The organism is Indolivaga capnocytophagoides, assembly GCF_036511535.1.
Classification (GTDB): domain Bacteria; phylum Bacteroidota; class Bacteroidia; order Bacteroidales; family Dysgonomonadaceae; genus Dysgonomonas_A; species Dysgonomonas_A capnocytophagoides.
On record NZ_AP028867.1, the window covers coordinates 3,057,309 to 3,079,908 of the forward strand.

The following is a 22,600-nucleotide window of genomic DNA, read 5'->3' on the forward strand; positions in this document are numbered from 1 at the left end:
TCTTCCGAAACAACCGCCTTATGCTCTTTGATATAATGATTATTTTTTATCCGTTTTACTATTGCTTCCTCCTGAAGGACGTGCGATAGAGTCACGCATTTCGGTATCGGCCTGGATATTCTGCATTTTATAATAATCCATCACCCCAAGATTGCCGCTGCGGAGAGCTTCTGCCATCGCTTTTGGTATCTCGGCTTCCGCTTCAATCACTTTAGCACGGGCTTCCTGAGCTTTCGCCTTCATTTCCTGTTCAAGAGCCACCGCCATCGAACGACGTTCTTCAGCTCTTGCCTGAGCAATATTTTTATCGGCTTGTGCCTGATCGATCTGTAATACAGCTCCGATATTCTTACCTATATCGATATCGGCAATATCAATTGAAAGGATCTCAAATGCAGTACCGGCATCAAGACCTTTACGCAATACAAGTTTAGATATAGAGTCGGGATTTTCCAACACCGATTTATGACTGTCGGATGAACCGATCGACGATACAATACCTTCACCCACACGGGCTAATATGGTTTCTTCACCTGCTCCTCCGACTAACTGTTTGATATTGGCACGAACCGTTACACGGGCTTTAGCTATCAGCTGAATACCATCTTTGGCAACTGCCGTAACAGGAGGTGTATCTATAACTTTCGGGTTTACCGACATCTGTACAGCATTAAATACATCACGACCCGCAAGGTCTATTGCTGTAGCCATCTGAAACGAAAGATCTATATTAGCTTTAGAAGCAGATACAAGAGCATGTACAACTTTTTCGACATGACCGCCTGCCAGATAGTGAGCCTCCAGTTCGTCTCTCGTGATTGTTTTCAATCCTGCTTTATGAGCCTCTATCATAGCTGTGACGATAGTACGGGGAGGAACCCGGCGAATACGCATCAGAAACAGCTGTATCAATGAAACCCGAACTCCCGCAGAGATTGCATTAATCCACAAGAAGAACGGAACGTAATAAAAGAATATCAGCAGAAGTATGACTGCTAATACTGCAATTGCGACAAATAAAATCGGCATAATTTATTCAGGTTTTAATGTTAATAAGCAAATGCAAGTACAAGTACTTAATGATATATTTTCAATTTATAATAAGCTCTGGTTGTTATATAAATAGGTCTTCGACCTTATTTATACCGGTATGGCACTAGGCTTTACCAGCACGGTTGATTTCTCGACATGAACGATTTCGACGTTTTCACCCTCGTCTATAAATTCGCCCGTTACAGACTTGGCTTCAACAACAGATTCATTGTTGAATTCGACTTTTCCGATAGGATTCAGGCGGGATAAAGCAATTCCCTTATCCCCAACCGATAGGGTTTGTATTTCGGGTTGTTCAACCACGGCATCTATATCAGTTTTAAGGGCAATATGATCGAGTGCATTCGATTTGATGACAAACACAAAAGCCCCTACTCCAATAATTATATTGGCAGCTATAGTAACGTATCCGGCAGTTGCATCCACATAATAGAAGGCATACACGATACTGCCCACCATCATAACACCACCTGCAATTCCGGCAATAGAGATGCCGGGCAACAAGAATATCTCAGCCAGCATCAAGGCTACTCCTATCACTATCAAACAAACGATTATAATAATTTCGACGGTCATATTCTTAATTACGGTTTACCTTAATTTCTTCGTTTCTGGTATTCACTTCCAAGTCAGAAATAGTCTTCATCAATTGCTCCTGTGATTTTTCAAGATCGACAATTATCGCTGATAAAGATTTCTTCTGAGCAGCAGAGGCTTTACTGTAATCGAGACGCTTGGTTTCCAGATTATCATTTAAAATATCCAGACTCTTCTGTTTTGACTGTAAGTCTTGAAACATCGTACGAGCCTTTGTACTCTTAAAGTCTGAGTAAAAGTGATAAATCCTGCTGTCATCAACAATAAACGTAAAGTCTATTGATTTCGTCTCTACTTTAGCAACCTCCTTCTTAGCCTTTTCTCTTATCGAGCGGTAGTCTTTTCCAGGTTGCCATGTATTTCTGATTGATGTTATACGAGCCCTGCTTTCGATATACTTGTCATCGTCACTCTCGACAAGTTTAACTTCTTCGTTAGGTATAAAAGTATATATGCAGACTTTCCCCTCAGGTTGAAAGCGGTCAGTAGCAAACCAACCGACACCCTTCTCTTCGTCAAAGACATAAAGATAATCATTTGCGGGAGAGTTAAAAGGCATATTCAATAACTCGGGGGTAAGAAACGAATCGTTATTGAAGTTATAACGGGTTACATAGATATCATATCCACCCAAACCATTATCGTCTTTTGCTGAAAAATAGATTGTCGATCCGTCAGTTAAAACAAACGGATAATTCGCATCTCCATCCAATCCGAAGTTATCGGCAGACAAAGCTTTCTTATTGCCGTATCCCGACAAAAGCTTATCCATAGAATAAAGAGTATACTTAGACTTAGATGGTTCGCCGAAATAAATCTTAGAGCCTTTTTGATTGATATACACAACTGATTCTACATTGCCCTTTGATTCGAAGATATCCTGATATCGAGACAAACTTCCTACCTCGGGAGATAACTTATATGCCGACAATAAAGACTGTTTATCCACAATCAAGCTATCAATGATCTGAATATCCTCTGTTCTGGATATTGCCTTTTGCATTTTATCCAAAGCTTGATTATAGGGAGCCAAAACCGATTCCTTTTCACGAGGACGAGCCTTTGCGTACCGTTGCAGCAGTTCTTCAGCCTCACTAACTCGGTACTCTTTTATATACAAGTCACCAAGATACAGGTATGATTCGGGCAAGTTCCTTTTCGATGCAATCAGAAGACATTCTTCAGCCTTTTTCAGGTCACCGCCTGTCTCAACCAAACATACTCCATACCATAAGTTAAGAGATGCATCATTGGGTTTCGCATTATATTCCCTTTCGAAAACAGGTAAGACTTTGTCGAAAGCTCCATTTTTATAATCGGCCTTCGCCTGAACCAGCTCTTTTGTATTTTGAGCACTCGCACCAAAAAACAAGAACAATAATATAGTCAGACTCCAATATTTCATACAAATCAACGTTTAAAACACAGTTGGTAATCAAAGATAAAAAATAATATGTTAAGGACATTAAGCTCTTAGACCTTTTTATTGATATAGGAAGTATAATAGACTAAGCCGTTTACATATTTAAAGATGCATAATTAAATACACTTAGCTACTTATCCTCTTCCTTTTAGAGAGGAGGCATTCTTTTTTCAAGCTGTGTTTTTAATTTGCAAAGAAGATTATATTTTTGTATCTTCCTTAAAAGAAGGACATCATATGCCAAAGATTTACCGCCTGTCTCGCACAGGCACCCGCATACTATATAAGGTGAGACATCACAAAGGACACGGAATACACTCTCCGTTTGTCTTCAATTTCATAACCAAAGTAATTGAAGAAAAGTCTCCGTATTACGCATATAATGATATCCGTGAGTTTATCTTATCACAACCGGACATCACGTTCAATGAAAATAAGTTCGAAAGGCTATTGTTTAAGTGTGTAAACTATTTCAATGCAAAAAGGATACTTGAACTGGGAGCCGGATCCGGAATAAATACACTTTACCTCACTGTAGCTTCGAAGCAATGTATTTGCACTTCAGTAGAAACTGATCTCAATAAAAAAGAAGCAATCGACCGATTATACAATAAATGGGGATACAACATCCGCTTATCTCATGAGAAATTTCCTCAGGTTGACAAACCCCTCGATTGTATTTTGCTGAATTTACGAAATTACGAAGCCGATCATACAACCCTCATAGAATACCTTCTCTCATTGATCAACGAAAATAGTTTCATTATAGTTGATGGTATCCGAACAAACAGGAAACATCAAATGTTATGGAAAAGACTAATCGGATGTAATGAGGTAAGAGTATCAATGGACTTGTTTCATGTTGGTATATTGTTCTTCAATCCGAAATACTATAAACGTAATTTTAAACTCAGTTATTGAGACTATCGATATGAAAAAAAGCTTAGTATATACAAAAACCGGAGATAAAGGCACAACTGCTTTAGTCGGAGGAACACGGGTTCCGAAATCGCATGTCAGATTGGACGCATATGGAACTATTGACGAACTAAATTCGTTCGTCGGTCTACTTATCTGCCAGATAAAGGACGAAGAAACTCTTAAAGTATTATCTTTTATTCAGCATAAACTATTTACCGTTGGATCGTATCTGGCAACAGAAACAGAAGCCATCGCCCCTAAGGCTGCAAGTATTATCACAGAAGATAATATTTCAATGCTCGAATCGGAAATGGATCGTATAGACAGCGAACTACCCCGCCTAAGACAATTTGTATTACCCGGAGGCAGTGAAGCCGCTGCCCGGGCACATCTATGCCGTACTGTAGCAAGACGGGCAGAGAGATGTATTTACAAAGTAAAAGATGAATATCCTGTAGAAGATAATATAATGAAATTCGTAAATCGGCTTTCAGATTACTTCTTTATTATTGCCCGAAGAGAATGTAATAAAGATGGTAAAGAAATATTTTGGGATACTTCTTGTTTATAAGAAATATTAGTTTATTTTTGCCGAAAATAAAAACTGGGATAATAAATTAAAGGAACAAATAAAAATATATCACTATGTATTGGACTCTAGAATTAGCATCAAAATTAGAAGATGCACCATGGCCTGCTACAAAGGATGAACTAATTGACTATGCTCAACGTTCGGGTGCGCCCTTAGAAGTTATAGAAAACCTTCAGGAGCTTGAAGATGAGGGTGAAATATTTGACACAATCGAAGATATTTGGCCGGATTATCCAAGTAAAGAAGACTTCTTCTTTAACGAAGACGAGTATTGATAAAGGTCGTAAATGAAAACAGAAAGAGCAGAACTATAAATTCTGCTCTTTTCTATTAATAGTTGTACGAGTCTGTATCTTGTGCAGCAGATGATATTTTGCCGTTCAGAATATTAAACCTGTAATTGAAGCTCACTAACACATATCTCCCTATCATGTTGGTTTTAGTATCAGAGATATAATTACCGGATACAACACGTAACAGATTATTCCGATCAGCCAATAGATCATAACACTGTACCTTAACGGTTCCGGCTTTCTTTTTCATAAATTGCTTCGACAAAGAAAGATTCCATAACAACTCCGAATTCTTAAATGCAGCAGAGTATCCATGATTATAAGTATAGCTGACTTCGTTCTGCAGGGAGATATCATACGGAAACTTAATCATCGTTGAAGACTTCACTCCAAGATTAGAGGTACCCAAATCTCCTTCTTGAGATAAATTATTGCGTGTAATATTAAATGCGACATTCGCTTGCAGGCGCTGGTCGAATTTTTCCGACTTATAGCTTATCGAAAAAGATTCGCTCAAGGTCAGGTTATATGTAATATTCTTCGCTCCATTAGAGTATCCGATATTACGGACAAAGTAAGCAAAAGAACTGTTATCTACCGTAAACTTCTTATTTTTAAGAGGTGTATTAAACATAATACCACCATTCATACCCCAATTACCTTTAACGTTACGATAAGAACTCTCAACGTTCCCGTCTTTATCTGTAATTGTATAATCTACAATCTTATTGGCTATATAATTTCCAGATGCAGTAATCATAAAGAAAGCCCCTTTCTCATAATCCGATACCTGATAATACATACTTATATTATTATCGAAGCTGGGTTTTAAATCGGGATTTCCGTACGTTCGGGACAACGCATCGAGAATGATTGTATCAGCAGACATCTGTCTCAAAGTAGGATGTTCGGTAGTCCCGTAATAATCAAAGTCAAATGTAGCATTACTTTTCGGACGGTATGTAAACTTAAAAGAAGGAGAGAAATTGACTACACTCTGTGTTTGCTTTTCTATAATAGAATCTCTTACCGTTGATCTGTTCTTTGAGTGTGTAGGATCAACGCTGAATCCAATTGTATATTCATATTTCTCATGAATAGATTGAAATCCGACATTAAATCGCTGAGTCGAATAACGAGATAATGAGTTTCTGGTATATGCTGTATCTATTACAGTATATTCTCCTTCAGGATCCCTACGAAAAGTAGAACGATCTCTGCCCGAATAATCCTGACGGTAATTGTACGAAAATTGCAGAGAATGATGAGTATCCAATGGCTCTACATAAGAGAGCATCACCCCCCAGTTATTTCCCGAACTGCTAATATCAAGTTTCTGATCTAATATCTTTGTCGAATTTAAAGACTGGTACCGGGTAAAAGAATAGTTCGTCCCGTCATCCTGAGACCCTCTGAAAGCTCCGGTCAAACTCAAGCTGATATTCCGGCCTTTTGCATTTAATTTTCGTCCGATAACCAACGATCCGTTTAAGTTATATACATCTCCCTGTGTTATATAATCAGACCATCCGGAAGTCGAATCTTTTTGATTTTGCATATAAGAAAGAGAATTACTCTTACGCACGTCATCGGCAGTTCCGGTAGACACACTCATACGAGTATATACAGTTGTCAGAGAATCCGGCGTCCATTTAGAATTCAGAGAGAAGGTCAGATTCCGCTTTCTATTATTAGACGAAGACGACTGAGTACTCATCCGGTTTCCTCCTTCTATAAAAGTCTGGGTATTACTGTCCATCTTAAACAGATTGTCATTGTCTTCATACCTCACATTCCCTCCAACCGAAATTTTACTATTGCGCTGTATATTGAAGTTTGTACTCAGATTTCGCTCTTTTGTTATCCCGTCGTATTGGCTCGAAACACCACTATACTCAAAATTATCGGTAACATTATTCAAATTACCTATAACAGCAAACTGGTTATCATCTTCCATATAGTTTGCATTGAACTTATTAGCATAGCGGTCATCAGTACCGTATCCTACACGGGCATTACCAAACACCGATTTTTTCATGCCCTCCTTTACTGTGAGGTTTAAGACTTGCTCGGCATTATTATCTTTGAATCCGGTCACTTTAGACATGTCCGACTGCTCTTTAAACAACTGTAGTTTATTCACCATTGAGGCAGGCAAATTCTTCAGAGCCAAATCTATATCATTATCAAAGAATTCTTTTCCATCTATCAGTATCTTCGAGATAATTTTGCCGTTAGCCATCAGCTTACCATCGGAGCTCACTTCTATCCCGGGCATACGCCTGACCAAATCCTGAAGAAGAGCATCTTCTCCCACCCTGTAAGCGTCGGCGTTGTATTCTATTGTATCTCCTCTTACCACAATATCAGGAACTGGAGCTATTACCACAGCTTCGCCAATACTGTATTCTGCGAATTTCAATAGAATGGTATTCAATTCGACCTTCGATCTGTCGTTTATATATATCGGATATTTCTTTTTCTGATAGTTTACACAAGATACATCAAGAATATAACGACCTCTTTTTGCCGGAATAGAAAATTCGCCCGAATCATTTGTCACCGCCCCTGAAACATAAGTACTGTCCTGAGCTTTCAACAAACGGATAGAGGCATAAGAAATCGGCTCATTCTTCAAACTATCCCGAACAATACCGGTTATAGTCTGGGAATAAGCTGCAACAGATAAGCATAAAAGAAGAAATACATATAGATATTTCACCAACAACTACTATTTTTCTATTATCAATCCACTCTTCTTTCCAAAAGTGACTCTTGGAATATAACGAAAAAAAAGAGCATCTAGTATGATACTCTTCTATATAATGGCTCCGGATATAGACTAATTATTCTTTTCGGTAAACAGCACCATCTTGACATGCAATTTATTACCGATATCTATTACATTAACAATATCTTGCAGATTTAACATTTTATCTGCCTGCAGCAACACATTGACATCATCACCATCGTGTCTTTCACCGATAGAGTTCACCAGTTCCTGTTCCAAGGTATCAAACGTCACCTGCTTATCATTTACATAATACTTAAGATCGGATGTTATGATCAGAGTGATATTTTTCTTAGTTGCAACCTTTTCTGCAGTCGATGAGTTAGGCAATAATACACGTATTGCGGCAGGAGTCACCATAGTCGATACAATCAGAAAGAATAATAACAAGAAAAACATGATATCATTCAATGAAGCTGTATAAACTTCTGCTGCTCTATTTTTTCGACGTTCTATTTTCATCTATAGTTATAATTACTCATTAGGGTCACAGACCTATTTATTGCATTTTCAGTAAAACGGCCATAGATCATTCAGCCGAATGATCTATCACTTGACTCCTCCTACGGTTTTTAAGAGCTTTTAAGGCATCATTCGAATCCTTATCCAGATTAGATGTTATCTTATCAATACGCCCGTTTAAAACATAGTATCCCGAATAAGCCACAATACCGACCAAAAGACCGGCTCCCGAACAAATCATTTTTTGATATAATCCATCCGAGATGGTAGCAATATCAAGATCCGCTGTCTGAGAAATATTATAAAAGATAGTAATCACACCAAAAATAGTTCCCAAAAAACCAAGCATGGGCGCAATAGATGCTATAATACCCAAGTAATTCATATGATTTTCGAGTTTTGAGATCTGCTGACGGGCTTCGATTTCCATTGTCTGCTCTATCTCACTGATAGGTTCTGATTCTTCTTTTAATCCTGCGGCAACAACTTTACCCAGAATATAAGGTTTTTCGAAACAGAAATTCAACGCCCGATCTGTTTTTCCTTCCGAAATAAGCTCAATAATACGCGATTGCCAGATAGAATCACGTTTACCAACTTTACTTATCGTCATCCAACGTTCAATTATATAATAAATCGAAAGTACCGAGAGTATGGCAATGGGAATCATTACCCATCCACCTTTTAAAATCAAGCTAAAATAACTCTCCGGAGCAGCAGTTGCCGCAGGTTCTAATGTAGAAGTTGCCGATTGCAACAAAATAAATAAATTCATCATAAGAGAACGAAAAGATTAGGAAAAAATGATTCGTTTCAGCATCATAACTACCTGTCATATTTCACATATGAAGAGAGGTAAGCGCTGAAACTTTATAACAGGCTAAAAATAACTAATTCGATAAACATAGAAACAATGTTTATCGAATTTAGTTCTAAGGTCTCAAACCTTTTTATTATTTTTTATAAGCATAACTGCTAGTTATCTCTATAAAATATATTATTCGAATATTAGAAACCGAAACTTACCGAGTTGATGTACTCGTAGAAACAACTGATAACTCCGATAAAGAAAATACCTATCATAGAACAAACCAACGATATTTTCAGATATCCGTCTGTTTGCAGGTTTTCGATAGGATCGTTTGTTTTCTTTATAAACATCGCCTTCACCACCAACAAGTAGTAGAACAAAGATATCACAGTATTTACCAATGCCAGAAATACCAATATCGTATTTGCAGGGTTACCGGATTCCATAGCCGACATAAAGACAAATAACTTACTGAAAAATCCTGCTGTAGGAGGGATACCACCCAAAGAGAACATCGAGATCATCATTACCAAAGCCAACTTCGGATTACTGTAATAAAGTCCGTCATAGTCATTCATATTCACCTTTCCGGTCTTATTTTCAATGCTGGTGATCACACCAAAAGCAGCCAGATTAGAGAAGACATAAACAAATACATAAAATATTGTAGCTGCCATCCCCAATGTACTTCCACTGAAAACACCCAACATGATATAACCGGCCTGCGAGATAGAAGAGAATGCCAGGAATCTTTTCATATTCCTCTGACGAAGTGCAAATAGGTTACCGACAGTGATAGTTATTAATATGATAATCCAGATTAGAGGATGCCATACGACTTCCAATGCAGGAAATACTTTATACAGAATCAACATCAAAGCAAATACTGCCGCCCCTTTAGAGATGGTCGACAAGTAAAGCGTAATATTGGTAGGTGCACCTTGATATACATCAGGAGCCCAAAGATGGAAAGGAACCAACGACAACTTGAAGAATAAGCCCGAAAGGAAAAAAATCATTGCCATTATGATAAGTGGCGATGAATATATATTCTGGAAAATATCAGCAAAATAAAGAGTACCGCAAGCTCCGTATAAGAACGAAAGTCCGAATATCATTACCGCAGACGAAAATATTGCATTGAATATATATTTCGCTCCGGCTTCAGCACTGTTTTGTTTATATTTATCAAAAGCAACTAATGCGGCTAAAGGCAAAGATGCTGTTTCGAGCCCGATATAGAATAAAAGAAAATTACCCGAAGAAATCATCAGATACATCCCCAGCAAAGTAAGGATAGTCAACATGAAGAATTCTCCGCGTTTAATAACAGATTCGGCTTTACCAAGCCATTCATTAGCCTGAAGCATTATCAAGAACACCCCGATATTCAACACGCTTTTCATTGTCACCTGAGCAGCACCCGTCAGATACATACCACCGAATGACTCTCCGGTATCTTTATTAATAAAGAAACAATAAACAGTATGTGCTAAGAATAGCAAGCATGCAAAAGGAAAGTAATACTTCTTTGCATTGTCTGAAGCGAATAAATCATAACAAATAAGTATTAGAAATACCCCTATCAGAGATAATTCCGGCTTCATTAACAAATAATTGCTCAAATCCATCTTTTCAAATCTATATTTTAAACTTTAAGGCCTTAGCCATCTTTCTTTGGATCAAACCAAAGCTATTTTACTTTCTAATTTATAAATCAAATCTCTAGCGATAAAGATATCTTGACATATCAACATACCGGTCTTTGTCGGCGGCATTAGAATTGCCATAAATATTCGAATCAGAAAAAGTATTAACCGTCTGGTATTTATTCATATTAGTTTGACGTACCGCTACGGTATAAGACCCGAATCGACCAACTGTTTTATCAACGGTCAGGATAATATCAATACCCGGTTTAGAATAAAACAAAGACTCGTATTTACCTTTCAATCTCGATTCTCTGGTTACCAACCGATAACGGTCATTAACCAAGTCTCGCTTCACCATATCATAGATACTAGGAGAATAAAACTCCCACGCAGCCAACTTCATATCGCTGGCAAAGTCTGGAACAATAAAAGAAATCTTAGAGTTGTTATTATACGAATAAACATAATTCGTCGATAGCCCTCCGGCATACTCTCCCCAGAAATTGTACCCTTTGGATGAAACAGCCGCGTTAAAGTAATCCTGATCTTTTCCCGCCAGATCAATCAGCTCAGGCAAAGAAAAACTTTGAGCGGAAACAAAAGAAGCAATAGCTAAAAATGTTCCAAGGAATAGCGATTTTAGTTTTTTCATAAACTTCTCGGATTATCGAAGTTAATTAAAAGTCTTGAAAACCTTTAATGTAAACAAGCATGAATCATACTCGATATCCAGCCCGGGAACAAACCAACCCCGGCCACACTAAGAACCAATCCTACAACTGCAACTTTTTCGTACCAAACAGCATCTGTAAGCTCCAGGTGATGATCGTTTATCACAGGTCCGTAAAGAATCTTACCGACAACCTTCAATATATATACGGCAGTGATCACAATAGATGCACAAGCCATTATAGTCAATACTCTGTGGAACATATCGGTATGTTGGAAGGAACCTACAAAAATAGTCATCTCCGCAACGAAACCACTCAATCCGGGAAGCCCCAGAGAAGCAAGCCCAGCCAATACATAACAAACGGAAAGGAAAGGCATAATTTTCATCAATCCTCCTAACTCTCTAATATCACGAGTATGTGTCCGTCCGTAGATCATACCGATCAGGGCAAAGAAAAGGGCGGTCATCAAACCGTGAGACAACATCTGCATTACCGCTCCGGTTACCGCTGTATTATTCATCATAAGAATAGCGAATAATACCAGTCCACAGTGGCTCACCGATGAGTAAGCGTTTATATATTTCAAGTCGGTTTGAGCAATCGCACCGAAAGCTCCGTAAACCACACTTATACCTGTCAATATCAAAAAGATCCACGACATCTCGTTTGCTGCTTCAGGCAATAAATGCATAGCAATACGTAAACAGCCGTATCCTCCCAATTTCATCAGTACTCCGGCATGAAGCATCGAAACCGCAGTAGGTGCAGATGCGTGACCATCAGGAGACCATGTATGGAAAGGAAATAGTGCACCAAGTACACCGAATCCTAAGAATGTAATAGGGAAAATCCAACGTTGTGCAGCAACTGGTATCGCATTATTTTTAGCTATCTCAAGGATATTAAATGTCAAGTTGCCATCAGCCGATGAATTGAAGTAAATACCAAGAATTCCCACAAAGAGGAAAGCCGATCCACCCATCAGCATCAGGGTAAGTTTCATCGCTGAATATTCTTTTCTACCTGTCCCCCAAAGACCGATAAGCAGGTACATAGGTATCAGGGCTATCTCGTAGAAGAAGAACATGGTAAACATATCTATCGAAATAAAGAATCCGTATACACCTACAGCTAGCAGCGTAAGCCACATAAAGAAATCTTTAGGAAGAGGATTCATATTCCACGAAGCAAATGTTCCGGTAAGCATAATGATAGCAGTAAGCAATATCATCAGCACCGATATACCATCGACCCCTATCGAATAATAAATATTCAACGGCTTGAACCATGCATAATCAAATCTGAATAACATTGCACTTGTTGGATCAGCCTCTCTTGCTGCAAAGAACATAAACAAAAGAGCTACAGCCAATACAAGTCCGACAGCCGTTCCTATTACCGCAACTGTTCTTACTTGTTTGATGTTTCTACAGAAAATAAATCCTATCAACATCAAAACGGGTATCAATACTATTAATGAAAGAATATTCATTGTTCTACAATTTAAGCAAAAGCTGATATTTAAATTAGACAATCCGAATTATACTTATCGGTTGCTTTTTTACTTGACTAATAACAAAGAGGCCTGAGACCTTAAGCTAAACTTATTGACAAATATAACAAACCAGACAGAAAGCAAATATGGCGACAAACACCAAAGCTCCGATCAGATATGCAAGGGCATATTGCTGAATACGTCCCGATTGGAAACCTTTAATTTTATCAGAGGCACTATTTGTAACAAATGCCAGTGCATTCATAAACGCATCAACAACATGGCGGTCAAACCAAGCAATCGGTTTAGATATTCCGTTGAATATAATTTTACGGGTTACAAACAACCACATTTCATCGAAATAGAATCTATGGCTCGCACCCTTATATAACCAGTTGACTTTTGAAACAAACTGATCCGGTATGCTTGTTTTCTTATAGTACATCACAGTAGCTATACCAATACCTAATATCGCAACTGCAATACTTGATAATGCTATTGGCATCACCAAATGCGCTTCGAAAGGTTTTCCGTCAGTAGTAATTAATTCTGAGAAAGGAACAAATCCGGAAAATACAGACAACACGCCCAATATGATCAACGGAATAGTCATTGAAGCTTCGGCTTCGTGAGGTTCGTGATGATAATGCTTGTGAGTATCATTCCAGAATATTCTGTAATACAAACGGAACATATAGAATGCTGTAAGACCTGCACCGATAAATAAACATGCAAACAAGAATTTATCGTGGTGGAAAGCCGCAGCTAAAATTTCATCTTTACTCCAGAATCCCGAGAATGGGAAAATTCCGGCAATCGCCAAACAAGCGATCAGGAAAGTTATGTGTGTAATCGGCAGTTTTTTCCAAAGGCCACCCATATCATCCATCTCATTACTATGAACAGCATGGATAATAGCACCTGCACCTAAGAATAGTAATGCTTTGAAGAATGCGTGTGTAAACAAGTGGAACATAGATGCCATATACCCCAACCCATCATGGCCTCCGTAAGAGGAAACCCCAAGAGAGGTTATCATATAAGCAATCTGCGATATGGTAGAAAACGCGAGGACACGTTTTATATCAGTCTGCGCACAAGCTACAATCGCGGCATAGACTGAAGTTATCGCCCCAATGTATCCGATTATTGTCAGTACTTCGGGAGTACCGAATACATATATAGGGAATAGACGTGCAACCAAAAATACTCCGGCAACAACCATTGTTGCAGCGTGGATAAGAGCAGACGCCGGTGTTGGACCTTCCATCGCATCGGGTAACCAGATATGGAACGGCATCATAGCCGATTTACCGGCACCTCCGATAAAGATAAACATCATTGCCCATGATAATGCAGATATTCCTAAGAACGAAGCTCCAAGAGCAGATCCTAAGAATGGAGCATCTAAAGAAGTCAATGTTGCAAAATCGAAAGTTTTTGAATAGAATGAAAGAACCAAGATACCGATAAGGAAAAACAAGTCGGCAAAGCGGGTCACGATAAAGGCTTTCTTAGAAGCAGCAACCGCACTTGGTTTAGTATAGTAGAAACTGATAAGAGAGAATGAAGATACCCCTACAAGTTCCCAGAATATATACATTTGGAAAATGTTAGTAGCTACAACCAGCCCCAACATCGAAAAGGTAAATAAAGACAGGAACGAGTAATAACGTTGAAACCCTCTCTCGCCTTTCATATAGCCTAAACTATAGATATGCACCATCAACGATACAGTTGTAATAACCACAAGCATCATTACGGATATCGGATCGAGCATAATACCAAGATCAATATGCAGATGCTCGGTAAATCTCAGCCACTCGAAATGATAAGGCATTACACTTTCAAAAGCACCGGAAGCTCCTCTTCCGATCTTAAAGAAATATTCATATCCGGTCATATATGACAAAACTGTCATAACAGCCAGCGATAGAGTACCCAGTACTCCGGCAACTATCGGTTTCATTTTACCCCCCAGCAGTCCCAGAATAAGGAACATAATGGCCGGCAGGACAATTATCAGTAACGTATACGAATAAGGCATATCTATATCGTTTTTTTGTATTCTTTTTTAGTGTCTGTTCACAAAAGATCTATGACCTCAATGTTTCATTGTTGTTATATTCTCATCTATATACACGCTCTTCACATTGCGGTAAATAGTAATAATAATGGCGATAGCAACAGCCGTTTCGGCAGCGGCCACAGCAATGGCAAACAATGCGAAGAAAAGCCCTTCCAACTGTCCCGGATAAAGAAACCGGTTAAAGATTACGAAGTTCAGATCCGCTGCATTCAACATCAATTCTATTGACATCAATACCATCAGCATATTTTTTCGAGACAGAAAACCATATACCCCGATAAAGAACATAAGCGTACTTACAGCCAGATATGCTTCCATCGGTATGGAAAAGGTTTCTACAAGAAATTGATTCATATTATTATATTATTAAGCTATTCTACTGATTTTATTTCTTCCGGTTATCGTTTACGGGCAATCATAATACCTCCTATGATACAAGCCAAAAGCAATAAGCTGACAGCTTCAAAAGGTAACAGGTATTGATACTTGCTGGTTCCCATCATAGTAGTTCCCAGTTGAGTCATATCCAGAGTCGATTCCATATATGTATATACTTTCGACACATTATAGTATATTATATGACCGCTGATACCTAAACCGAGAAGAGCAACCAATCCGGCTAAAAGTATCCGCTTTGGTTTTTCAAATTTCACATCCTGTCCGGGATGGTTCGTCAATAAGATGGAAAAAATGAATAATACCATTACACCTCCGGCATATACGGCAACCTGTACCGCAGCAAGGAATTGGTAATCCATCATCAGGTATAAACCTGCTGTAGCAAGCAATACAAATAGCAAGTATGTTGCCGATCTGATTATTAAACGTGAAGTAACAGCCATCAGAGAACATCCGACAATCACTACCGCTAAAACGCAAAATATAATAAGCTGTGCCATAGTTAATCTATCCGTATTTTATTCTTTTGTCACATTATCAGCAGAAGCATCCGTTTTAGGTGTAGCCTCCTGATTAGTGGTATTTTCTTCTTTCTTTTCAACAACAGGCTGCGAAGCCGGAGCAACAGTTTCAACCGGTTGTGGAGCAGGAGCTGCTGCAGGTTTTTCGACCACAGGTTTAGGTTCCGGTTTCTTTTTCTCTTTAAGCTTCGAACCGGCATGATTCAATTTCATCTCTAATCCTTTACGAGTAAACATAGCCCCTTCGAAATTATTACTGAAAACAATAGCATCCGACGGACAAGTCAGCACACACAGATTACAGAATGTACATAAACCCAGATTATAGTGATATTCGTCCAGAATCTTCTTTTTCTTACCGTCTTCGGTAACAATCATCTGCGAGCGCACCTCAATTGTTCCATTCGGACAATTCATCTGGCATATACCGCAAGCGGTGCAATTATGCTCATTGTTTTCATCGTGAGGCATAACAAGTTCGCAACGAAAACGATCCGAAATAACCAAAGTATCTCTGTTCTCAGGATACTGAGAGGTTACTTTTTTCGCGAATAGTTCTTTCCATGTAACACGCATCCCTGTAAACAGCGATCCGATCCCTTGGAATAAACCTTTAAAATATTGTGAAACAGAACTCATTTTCTTTCAATTAAATTTCGCAACTAGTAACTAGCTAATTAAAAGGTCTGCGACCTTAATTAAAGTATATTAAATATATCTTTTAATGTCAGACCTGCCAACACAAGAATTACCATCAACAGAATATTGACCATATTGATCGGAAGAAGATACTTCCATTCGAGCGTCAATAGTTGGTCGATACGCAAACGAGGGAATGTCCAACGCACCCATAAACTGATAAATACCAGAATACCTGTTTTACCAAAGAACCATACGTATGAAGGAATATAATTCATCACTTGATTAAATCCATCCCAACCTTGTATTTGCAAAGGCATCCATCCACCAAGAAATACAGTAGTAGCAATAGCCGCAACAATAAACATATTCAGGTATTCGGCCAAATAGAAGAATCCAAACTGCAAACCTGAATATTCGGTATGGTATCCGGCTGTTAATTCCGACTCGGCTTCGGGTAAGTCAAAAGGCCCGCGGTTAGTTTCGGCATGACCCGAAATCAGATAAATAACAAACGCAATCACAGAAGCAATATGCCCGTTAAATATATTCCAGCAATACGCCTGACTTTCGATCATTGTCGAAAATTGCATTGTTCCCGAAAGAACAACCATAGTCATTAATGCAAATCCTGCAGAAAGTTCGTAACTGATAAACTGGGCTCCACTTCGCATAGCCCCGATCATCGAGAATTTATTATTACTTGACCATCCGGCCAAAAGTACTCCGATAATACCTAGAGAAGATACAGCCACTACATAAAAAACACCGATATTAAAATCGATTACCTGTAAGCCTTCTCCGAAAGGGATCGCTCCAAAAGTCAGCATAGATGCGACAATCATAAAGAATGGAGCTGTATAAAACAAGAATTTATCAACATTGTCAACATGGATAATCTCCTTGATCAGGATCTTTATCATATCGGCAACACTTTGTATCATACCATATTTACCAACACGGTTTGGACCTAAACGAGCCTGAAAAAATGCGGTAATTTTTCGTTCTACATAGATAAGAATCAAAGCTAGAACCGCATAAGCTGTCAATAAAGCTGCACCAATAAGTACAAACTCAATAGTCAATACAGCCCAATGGGGCAGATTGTCGCTCAAGAAAGTATCGAATGCAGTCGTTAACTTCGAAAGCTCTAATGGTCTTGAAATATCTAACAACATATTTTTTATATTGATAATATAAGTAACTGATAGAATTTAAACATCTGTTTTTAAGCCACAAGTATCTTTGGTTATTTTTCACCAAAGCAATAAAAAGGTCTGCAACCTTAACGGTCGATATCGGGAATCACATAGTCCATAGAACCACCGATACTGATAAAGTCAGACAATTTCTCACCTTTACAGATGAGAGGCATTACCGAAACGGCAGCCATAGACGGCGATCTGAATTTCAGACGATAAGGAAATTTATCTCCACGGCTTTCGATAAAGACTCCAAATTCACCACGTCCGGCTTCTGCTCTTTGATAGAATTCGCCTTCGGGAAGTTTTATTATCGCCTTAGTTTTTGCCTGGAAATCTCCGTCCGGTATATTATCGATCAACTGTTCGATAATATGCAAAGACTCTTCTATCTCGTCCAAACGATTTTTGTAACGAGCATACGCATCGCATTCGGAACGGATAATTTCCTTAAACTCGACTTTATCGTAAAGGGCGTAAGGATGATATTTTCGCACATCACAAGAGAAGCCCGATCCACGACCGGCCGGCCCTGTAACACCGTACGTAATAGCATCCTCTTTCGAAAGGATACCTAATCCTTCCATACGACCAATAGCGATTACATTACCTGTAAACAAGCGATGATATTCGTCTAGTTTTTCTCTCATATATATAACGAATGCCTTCACATCTTTCTGGAAGTCGTTATAAATATCGAACATCACACCACCAACCACATTATAATTGACAATAAGGCGACCTCCCGAGGTCTTTTCGAAAATCTGCAATATATGTTCACGTTCACGTATACCATATATAAATGCAGTAGTAGCCCCTAAGTCCATACACATACTTCCCCAACCGATCAAGTGCGAATCGATACGGTTAAGTTCGTCCATGATGGTACGTATATATTGGGCTCTTTCCGGGATTTCTATTTGAGCGGCTTTCTCTACACACATACATAATGTATGACGGTTGATACTTGCCGATAAATAATCAAGACGGTCTGTAAAGTGTAGTATTTGTGGATATGTAAGTTTTTCGCTTAGTTTTTCTATTCCACGATGGATATAACCACTATGGACATCTATTTTTTTGACTATCTCTCCATCCAACGCCATACGGAAATGCATTACTCCGTGTGTTGACGGGTGCTGCGGTCCTACGTTGATCACATAGTCATCTTTTTCAAATATTTCAGTAGTTTCTTCTTTTAAACCTTGAGGAGTTTCCACAATGCGGGGAGCAATATCAACAATCTCCTTACTTTCCACATCAACAGGATTCAACACAGGGTCAGCATCATAATCTTTTCTCAAAGGAAATCCTCTCCAATCAGAATTCAGGAAGAAACGACGCATATCAGGATTGTTTATAAAACGGATACCCAACATAGCATACACTTCACGCTCATTATAATGAGCTGTTTCCCATAAATCTGTAACTGAATATAAAAGAGGTTTTTCTCTATCCGCAGTACTAGTTTCCAATACTACTTCCTTGGTAAGGTCTTTAGATGAAGTAAGCAGGTAATTTACACCAAGAGTCTCGCCCCGGTCTACACCTGTAAGCATTGCTAAATAATCGAAAGGCAACTCTGCATTATAACGAAGCGTCTTGGCCAAATGGTGTAAACTGTCTTTATCTACAGTTACTGTCAAGATCTGCTTATCATCAGCTATAATTGCCTCAGGTACTGCTTTTAAGATTATATTTTTGATATTTTCCATTGATCGCTTATATGAATCGGTCTTCGAGCTTTTATATAATAGTAAATTCCACTATCAGAACAATCAGCCTTGGATTTACATATACCAAAACTGCAACAGGCCTTAGACCTTACTTTTTCACTTTAAATACGAATCTTTCCAGCTTAATCTTTCTCTGCAATTGCATAAGACCATAGAAGAGAGATTCGGGGCGGGGAGGACAACCCGGAATATAAACATCCACAGGAATTATTTCGTCAACACCCTTAACCACGTGATATGAGTCTACAAAAGGACCACCTGAAATAGCACAACTACCCATTGCGACTACATATTTAGGCTCAGCCATCTGATCATAGACACGTTTCAACAATGGAGCCATTTTATGAACGATAGTACCTGCTACAACCATTGTATCTGCTTGCCGCGGACTATTACGTGTTACCTCCATCCCGAAACGGGCAATATCGAAGTGAGCTCCTGCCGCTGCCATAAATTCAATACCGCAACAGCTTGTGGCAAAAGCCAAAGGCCAGACAGAATTGGAACGCCCCCAGTTGATCAGATCATCCAAAGCACCAACTACTACCGGCACACCTCCTGCACGGAGTTCTTCTGCGTATTTTTCGAGATATTCATTATCCCTGAATTCTTCATTAGGGATACCTTTTATATATATTTTCTTTACTTCCATTGCAACACTCCTTTCTTCCAGGCATAAGCTAAACCTAAGCCTAATATAAACAAGAAAAATAAAATGCTATACAACCCGGCTATTCCAAAACTACGGACAACTGTTGCCCATGGAAAAAGGAAAATAGCCTCTACATCAAACATTAAATAAAGAATAGCATACAGATAGTATCCTACACGAAATTGCATCCACGAAGTGCCTTTGGTTGGCACACCACATTCATAAGCCTGACCCTTTTGTTCATTAAAAGATTTAGGCGACAGCAATATAGCCATTCCTAAACCAGCACAAACTAAAGTCAAACCTGTAATGAATACAACTAAAAAAAGAGAAGAATCCATATATTGATCATTCAAAAAATTCAAGCATTATCAAACCGATAAGACAAATGATTGTTCAAATTATCAAGTGCACTTGCCATATTCGATGCAAAAGTAAAGCTTTTTTTTTAGGAACAAAAGAAATCCTTAGAAATTAAACTCTTCATAAAAATTCTTTAAACAGGATTAACATACTATAAACTATAAATTAAGAAAACACATCAACACCTTGATCCAACAGATAGAATGGCAACACTTCAATTATCCGAGCAAAAAATCTGTTATCAGTTGATTTCTTTTAATGAAAAACAAGCACAACACAGATTTCTTTACACTAAAACAAATTTTAATCAAGTAAAATCGTACTTTTGCACAAAGTATCAACCATTAAATATCAGGTTTTTATTTTCAGACAATTATAAAGTTTGCGGAACATGAGCACAATTGATTGGGAAAATTTATCATTCGGTTACATGAAAACCGACTTCAATGTTAGAAGCTATTTTAAAGATGGCAAGTGGAGCACACCTCAGGAAACAACATCAGAAAGCATTGACATTCATATGGCTGCAACCTGTTTACACTATGGACAGGAAGCATTCGAAGGTTTAAAGGCTTTTCGTGGCAAAGACGGAAAGGCTCGAATTTTCAGAATGAGAGAAAATGCACTCCGTATGCAATCTTCTTGCAGAGGAATACTCATGGAAGAGCTTCCGATTGATATTTTTGAAGAATCAGTATTGAAAGCCGTTAAATTAAACGAAAAGTATATCCCTCCATACGGAAGCGGAGCATCTTTATATATCCGCCCGCTATTGATAGGAACAAGTCCGCAGGTAGGAGTAAAACCATCTAAAGAATACCTGTTTTTAGTATTCGTAACACCCGTAGGCCCTTACTTCAAAGAAGGCTTCAAGCCTACCCCGCTTGTTATATTAAGGAGTTACGACCGTGCTGCACCTCATGGAACAGGAACATATAAGATCGGAGGAAATTATGCCGCCAGCCTTGTGGCAGGAGACAAAGCTCACGAAATGGGATATTCGGCCGTACTTTACCTTGATCCTAAAGAAAAGAAATACATCGACGAAGGCGGCCCTGCCAACTTCTTCGCAATAAAAGACAATACATATATAACACCGGCATCTTCATCCATCCTGCCGTCTATCACCAATATGAGCCTTATACAATTAGCTCAGGATATGGGCATGAAGGTAGAAAGACGACCTGTTAAGGAAGAAGAGCTCTCCACTTTCGAAGAGGTGGGTATATGCGGAACGGCTGCTGTAATAAGTCCTGTTGAACGGATAGACGATGTTGAAGAAAATAAATCTTATCAATTCGTAAAAGACGGTATCGCGGGTCCTATCTCAACTCAACTCTATAATAAGTTGAGAGCTATCCAAAACGGAGATGAAGCAGATACTCATAATTGGGTTACCGTTCTGTAAATTAATAACAATAAGAAACAACTATAGCAAATAGCTGCATGGAACAAGAGCGACCACAAATGATACTGAGAACCGACGATCTCGTAAAAAAGTATAAATCGAGGACTGTTGTCAATCATGTATCTATTGAAGTAAAGCAAGGAGAGATTGTAGGTCTTTTAGGTCCCAACGGAGCCGGAAAGACCACAACTTTCTACATGACTGTCGGACTGGTAATGCCCAATGCCGGCAGAATCTTCCTGGACGACACCGAAATAACCAAAGACCCCGTATACAAACGAGCTCAGCAGGGAATCGGGTATTTAGCTCAGGAAGCCTCCATCTTCCGAAAGATGACTGTCGAAGATAATATCAGGGCAGTATTGGAGATGACAGGACAACCTAAAGAATATCAAAAAGAAAAGCTGGAAAGCCTGATTGCAGAATTCGGGCTACAGAAAGTCCGCAAAAACCTCGGAGACAGATTGTCCGGAGGAGAAAGACGGAGAGCCGAGATAGCCCGGTGTTTGGCTATCGATCCGAAATTCATTATGCTAGATGAACCATTTGCCGGAGTTGACCCTATTGCCGTTCAAGACATACAGGAAATCGTAGCGAAACTCAAGTACAAAAACATTGGAATACTTATTACAGACCACAATGTAGATGAAACATTGAGTATCACCGACAGGGCTTATCTCCTATTCGAAGGAAAAGTTCTTTTTCAGGGAACACCCGAACAACTAGCATCGAATGAGATTGTTAAAGAAAAATACCTAGGTCGGGATTTCGAACTAAAAAGAAGATCAACAGAACATCTTCGTGAATTGTAGAATAAAAAAAAAGAT

Annotated in this window: 21 protein-coding genes and 1 pseudogene; 5 read left to right on the top strand and 17 right to left on the bottom strand. The window is 38.8% G+C overall.

All coding sequences use genetic code 11. The features are described from left to right. Window positions 1–39 precede the first annotated feature (39 nt). The 3 genes from floA to AABJ51_RS12340 form a co-directional block, all read right to left on the bottom strand. Window positions 40–1,029 (bottom strand): flotillin-like protein FloA, encoded by a 990-nt coding sequence (gene floA, locus AABJ51_RS12330; RefSeq protein WP_026626025.1) that lies wholly within the window; start codon window positions 1,027–1,029, stop codon window positions 40–42. Window positions 1,030–1,140: 111 nt separating this feature from the next. Further along, window positions 1,141–1,629, bottom strand: a complete 489-nt coding sequence (locus AABJ51_RS12335) for an NfeD family protein (RefSeq protein WP_321577282.1) — start codon at window positions 1,627–1,629, stop codon at window positions 1,141–1,143. Between the two features lie 4 nt (window positions 1,630–1,633). Next, on the bottom strand, window positions 1,634–3,055 hold the full coding sequence (locus tag AABJ51_RS12340) for a tetratricopeptide repeat protein (protein WP_338372780.1): 1,422 nt from the start codon (window positions 3,053–3,055) through the stop codon (window positions 1,634–1,636). 255 nt (window positions 3,056–3,310) lie between these two features. On the opposite strand from AABJ51_RS12340, the gene AABJ51_RS12345 reads away from it, so the two are divergent. From AABJ51_RS12345 to AABJ51_RS12355, 3 genes are all read left to right on the top strand, one after another. Continuing rightward, the gene (locus AABJ51_RS12345; RefSeq protein WP_338372781.1) at window positions 3,311–3,994 is read left to right on the top strand and encodes an O-methyltransferase; all 684 of its coding nucleotides are present in this window, start codon (window positions 3,311–3,313) and stop codon (window positions 3,992–3,994) included. A gap of 10 nt (window positions 3,995–4,004) precedes the next feature. Continuing rightward, window positions 4,005–4,565, top strand: coding sequence for a cob(I)yrinic acid a,c-diamide adenosyltransferase (locus tag AABJ51_RS12350; protein ID WP_338372782.1), 561 nt, complete (start codon window positions 4,005–4,007; stop codon window positions 4,563–4,565). A gap of 74 nt (window positions 4,566–4,639) precedes the next feature. Beyond that, window positions 4,640–4,861, top strand: a complete 222-nt coding sequence (locus tag AABJ51_RS12355; RefSeq protein WP_026626020.1) for a DUF2795 domain-containing protein — start codon at window positions 4,640–4,642, stop codon at window positions 4,859–4,861. Between the two features lie 55 nt (window positions 4,862–4,916). Here the strand turns inward: AABJ51_RS12355 and AABJ51_RS12360 are convergent, their stop codons facing one another. From AABJ51_RS12360 to AABJ51_RS12425, 14 genes and pseudogenes are all read right to left on the bottom strand, one after another. After that, window positions 4,917–7,601: an outer membrane beta-barrel protein gene (locus tag AABJ51_RS12360; protein ID WP_338372783.1), complete on the bottom strand. Its 2,685-nt coding sequence runs from the start codon at window positions 7,599–7,601 to the stop codon at window positions 4,917–4,919. 120 nt (window positions 7,602–7,721) lie between these two features. After that, window positions 7,722–8,132 (bottom strand): ExbD/TolR family protein, encoded by a 411-nt coding sequence (locus AABJ51_RS12365; RefSeq protein WP_026626019.1) that lies wholly within the window; start codon window positions 8,130–8,132, stop codon window positions 7,722–7,724. A gap of 67 nt (window positions 8,133–8,199) precedes the next feature. Then, window positions 8,200–8,910 (bottom strand): MotA/TolQ/ExbB proton channel family protein, encoded by a 711-nt coding sequence (locus AABJ51_RS12370; RefSeq protein ID WP_246037476.1) that lies wholly within the window; start codon window positions 8,908–8,910, stop codon window positions 8,200–8,202. A gap of 230 nt (window positions 8,911–9,140) precedes the next feature. Further along, window positions 9,141–10,574, bottom strand: coding sequence for an NADH-quinone oxidoreductase subunit N (locus AABJ51_RS12375; RefSeq protein ID WP_338372784.1), 1,434 nt, complete (start codon window positions 10,572–10,574; stop codon window positions 9,141–9,143). Window positions 10,575–10,668: 94 nt separating this feature from the next. After that, window positions 10,669–11,247 carry a hypothetical protein gene (locus AABJ51_RS12380; protein WP_338372785.1) on the bottom strand — a complete coding sequence of 193 codons (579 nt, stop codon included), beginning with the start codon at window positions 11,245–11,247 and terminating at the stop codon, window positions 10,669–10,671. Between the two features lie 44 nt (window positions 11,248–11,291). Beyond that, window positions 11,292–12,761, bottom strand: a complete 1,470-nt coding sequence (locus tag AABJ51_RS12385) for a complex I subunit 4 family protein (RefSeq protein WP_026626015.1) — start codon at window positions 12,759–12,761, stop codon at window positions 11,292–11,294. A gap of 112 nt (window positions 12,762–12,873) precedes the next feature. Continuing rightward, on the bottom strand, window positions 12,874–14,811 hold the full coding sequence (nuoL, locus tag AABJ51_RS12390) for an NADH-quinone oxidoreductase subunit L (RefSeq protein ID WP_338372786.1): 1,938 nt from the start codon (window positions 14,809–14,811) through the stop codon (window positions 12,874–12,876). A gap of 57 nt (window positions 14,812–14,868) precedes the next feature. Further along, complete coding sequence (gene nuoK, locus AABJ51_RS12395) at window positions 14,869–15,207, bottom strand: NADH-quinone oxidoreductase subunit NuoK (RefSeq protein WP_026626013.1); 339 nt, start codon at window positions 15,205–15,207, stop codon at window positions 14,869–14,871. A 44-nt stretch (window positions 15,208–15,251) separates the two neighbouring features. Beyond that, complete coding sequence (locus AABJ51_RS12400; RefSeq protein WP_026626012.1) at window positions 15,252–15,752, bottom strand: NADH-quinone oxidoreductase subunit J family protein; 501 nt, start codon at window positions 15,750–15,752, stop codon at window positions 15,252–15,254. A 189-nt stretch (window positions 15,753–15,941) separates the two neighbouring features. After that, window positions 15,942–16,412 (bottom strand): annotated as a pseudogene (locus AABJ51_RS12405) (4Fe-4S binding protein); the annotation flags it as partial. 59 nt (window positions 16,413–16,471) lie between these two features. Then, window positions 16,472–17,590, bottom strand: coding sequence for an NADH-quinone oxidoreductase subunit NuoH (nuoH, locus tag AABJ51_RS12410; RefSeq protein WP_026626010.1), 1,119 nt, complete (start codon window positions 17,588–17,590; stop codon window positions 16,472–16,474). 107 nt (window positions 17,591–17,697) lie between these two features. Further along, window positions 17,698–19,329, bottom strand: coding sequence for an NADH-quinone oxidoreductase subunit D (locus tag AABJ51_RS12415; RefSeq protein ID WP_338372787.1), 1,632 nt, complete (start codon window positions 19,327–19,329; stop codon window positions 17,698–17,700). Between the two features lie 109 nt (window positions 19,330–19,438). Further along, window positions 19,439–20,002 carry an NADH-quinone oxidoreductase subunit B gene (locus tag AABJ51_RS12420; RefSeq protein WP_026626008.1) on the bottom strand — a complete coding sequence of 188 codons (564 nt, stop codon included), beginning with the start codon at window positions 20,000–20,002 and terminating at the stop codon, window positions 19,439–19,441. Beyond that, window positions 19,993–20,343 carry an NADH-quinone oxidoreductase subunit A gene (locus tag AABJ51_RS12425; protein WP_026626007.1) on the bottom strand — a complete coding sequence of 117 codons (351 nt, stop codon included), beginning with the start codon at window positions 20,341–20,343 and terminating at the stop codon, window positions 19,993–19,995. The genes AABJ51_RS12420 and AABJ51_RS12425 overlap by 10 nt, the downstream gene beginning before the upstream one ends. A 413-nt stretch (window positions 20,344–20,756) precedes the next feature. On the opposite strand from AABJ51_RS12425, the gene AABJ51_RS12430 reads away from it, so the two are divergent. Then, entirely contained in the window at window positions 20,757–21,773 is a 1,017-nt protein-coding gene (locus AABJ51_RS12430) for a branched-chain amino acid aminotransferase (RefSeq protein WP_026626006.1), read from the top strand. A gap of 38 nt (window positions 21,774–21,811) precedes the next feature. Next, window positions 21,812–22,585 (top strand): LPS export ABC transporter ATP-binding protein, encoded by a 774-nt coding sequence (gene lptB / locus AABJ51_RS12435; protein ID WP_026626005.1) that lies wholly within the window; start codon window positions 21,812–21,814, stop codon window positions 22,583–22,585. The last annotated feature ends 15 nt before the right edge of the window (window positions 22,586–22,600 follow it).

Bases quoted from the DNA above. Each gene is read 5' to 3' on its own strand.
- floA (WP_026626025.1), bottom strand. From the start codon at position 1,029: ATGCCGATTTTATTTGTCGCAATTGCAGTATTAGCAGTCATACTTCTG.
- AABJ51_RS12335 (WP_321577282.1), bottom strand. From the start codon at position 1,629: ATGACCGTCGAAATTATTATAATCGTTTGTTTGATAGTGATAGGAGTA.
- AABJ51_RS12340 (WP_338372780.1), bottom strand. From the start codon at position 3,055: ATGAAATATTGGAGTCTGACTATATTATTGTTCTTGTTTTTTGGTGCG.
- AABJ51_RS12345 (WP_338372781.1), top strand. From the start codon at position 3,311: ATGCCAAAGATTTACCGCCTGTCTCGCACAGGCACCCGCATACTATAT.
- AABJ51_RS12350 (WP_338372782.1), top strand. From the start codon at position 4,005: ATGAAAAAAAGCTTAGTATATACAAAAACCGGAGATAAAGGCACAACT.
- AABJ51_RS12355 (WP_026626020.1), top strand. From the start codon at position 4,640: ATGTATTGGACTCTAGAATTAGCATCAAAATTAGAAGATGCACCATGG.
- AABJ51_RS12365 (WP_026626019.1), bottom strand. From the start codon at position 8,132: ATGAAAATAGAACGTCGAAAAAATAGAGCAGCAGAAGTTTATACAGCT.
- AABJ51_RS12370 (WP_246037476.1), bottom strand. From the start codon at position 8,910: ATGATGAATTTATTTATTTTGTTGCAATCGGCAACTTCTACATTAGAA.
- AABJ51_RS12375 (WP_338372784.1), bottom strand. From the start codon at position 10,574: ATGGATTTGAGCAATTATTTGTTAATGAAGCCGGAATTATCTCTGATA.
- AABJ51_RS12380 (WP_338372785.1), bottom strand. From the start codon at position 11,247: ATGAAAAAACTAAAATCGCTATTCCTTGGAACATTTTTAGCTATTGCT.
- AABJ51_RS12385 (WP_026626015.1), bottom strand. From the start codon at position 12,761: ATGAATATTCTTTCATTAATAGTATTGATACCCGTTTTGATGTTGATA.
- nuoL (WP_338372786.1), bottom strand. From the start codon at position 14,811: ATGCCTTATTCGTATACGTTACTGATAATTGTCCTGCCGGCCATTATG.
- nuoK (WP_026626013.1), bottom strand. From the start codon at position 15,207: ATGAATCAATTTCTTGTAGAAACCTTTTCCATACCGATGGAAGCATAT.
- AABJ51_RS12400 (WP_026626012.1), bottom strand. From the start codon at position 15,752: ATGGCACAGCTTATTATATTTTGCGTTTTAGCGGTAGTGATTGTCGGA.
- nuoH (WP_026626010.1), bottom strand. From the start codon at position 17,590: ATGTTGTTAGATATTTCAAGACCATTAGAGCTTTCGAAGTTAACGACT.
- AABJ51_RS12415 (WP_338372787.1), bottom strand. From the start codon at position 19,329: ATGGAAAATATCAAAAATATAATCTTAAAAGCAGTACCTGAGGCAATT.
- AABJ51_RS12420 (WP_026626008.1), bottom strand. From the start codon at position 20,002: ATGGAAGTAAAGAAAATATATATAAAAGGTATCCCTAATGAAGAATTC.
- AABJ51_RS12425 (WP_026626007.1), bottom strand. From the start codon at position 20,343: ATGGATTCTTCTCTTTTTTTAGTTGTATTCATTACAGGTTTGACTTTA.
- AABJ51_RS12430 (WP_026626006.1), top strand. From the start codon at position 20,757: ATGAGCACAATTGATTGGGAAAATTTATCATTCGGTTACATGAAAACC.
- lptB (WP_026626005.1), top strand. From the start codon at position 21,812: ATGGAACAAGAGCGACCACAAATGATACTGAGAACCGACGATCTCGTA.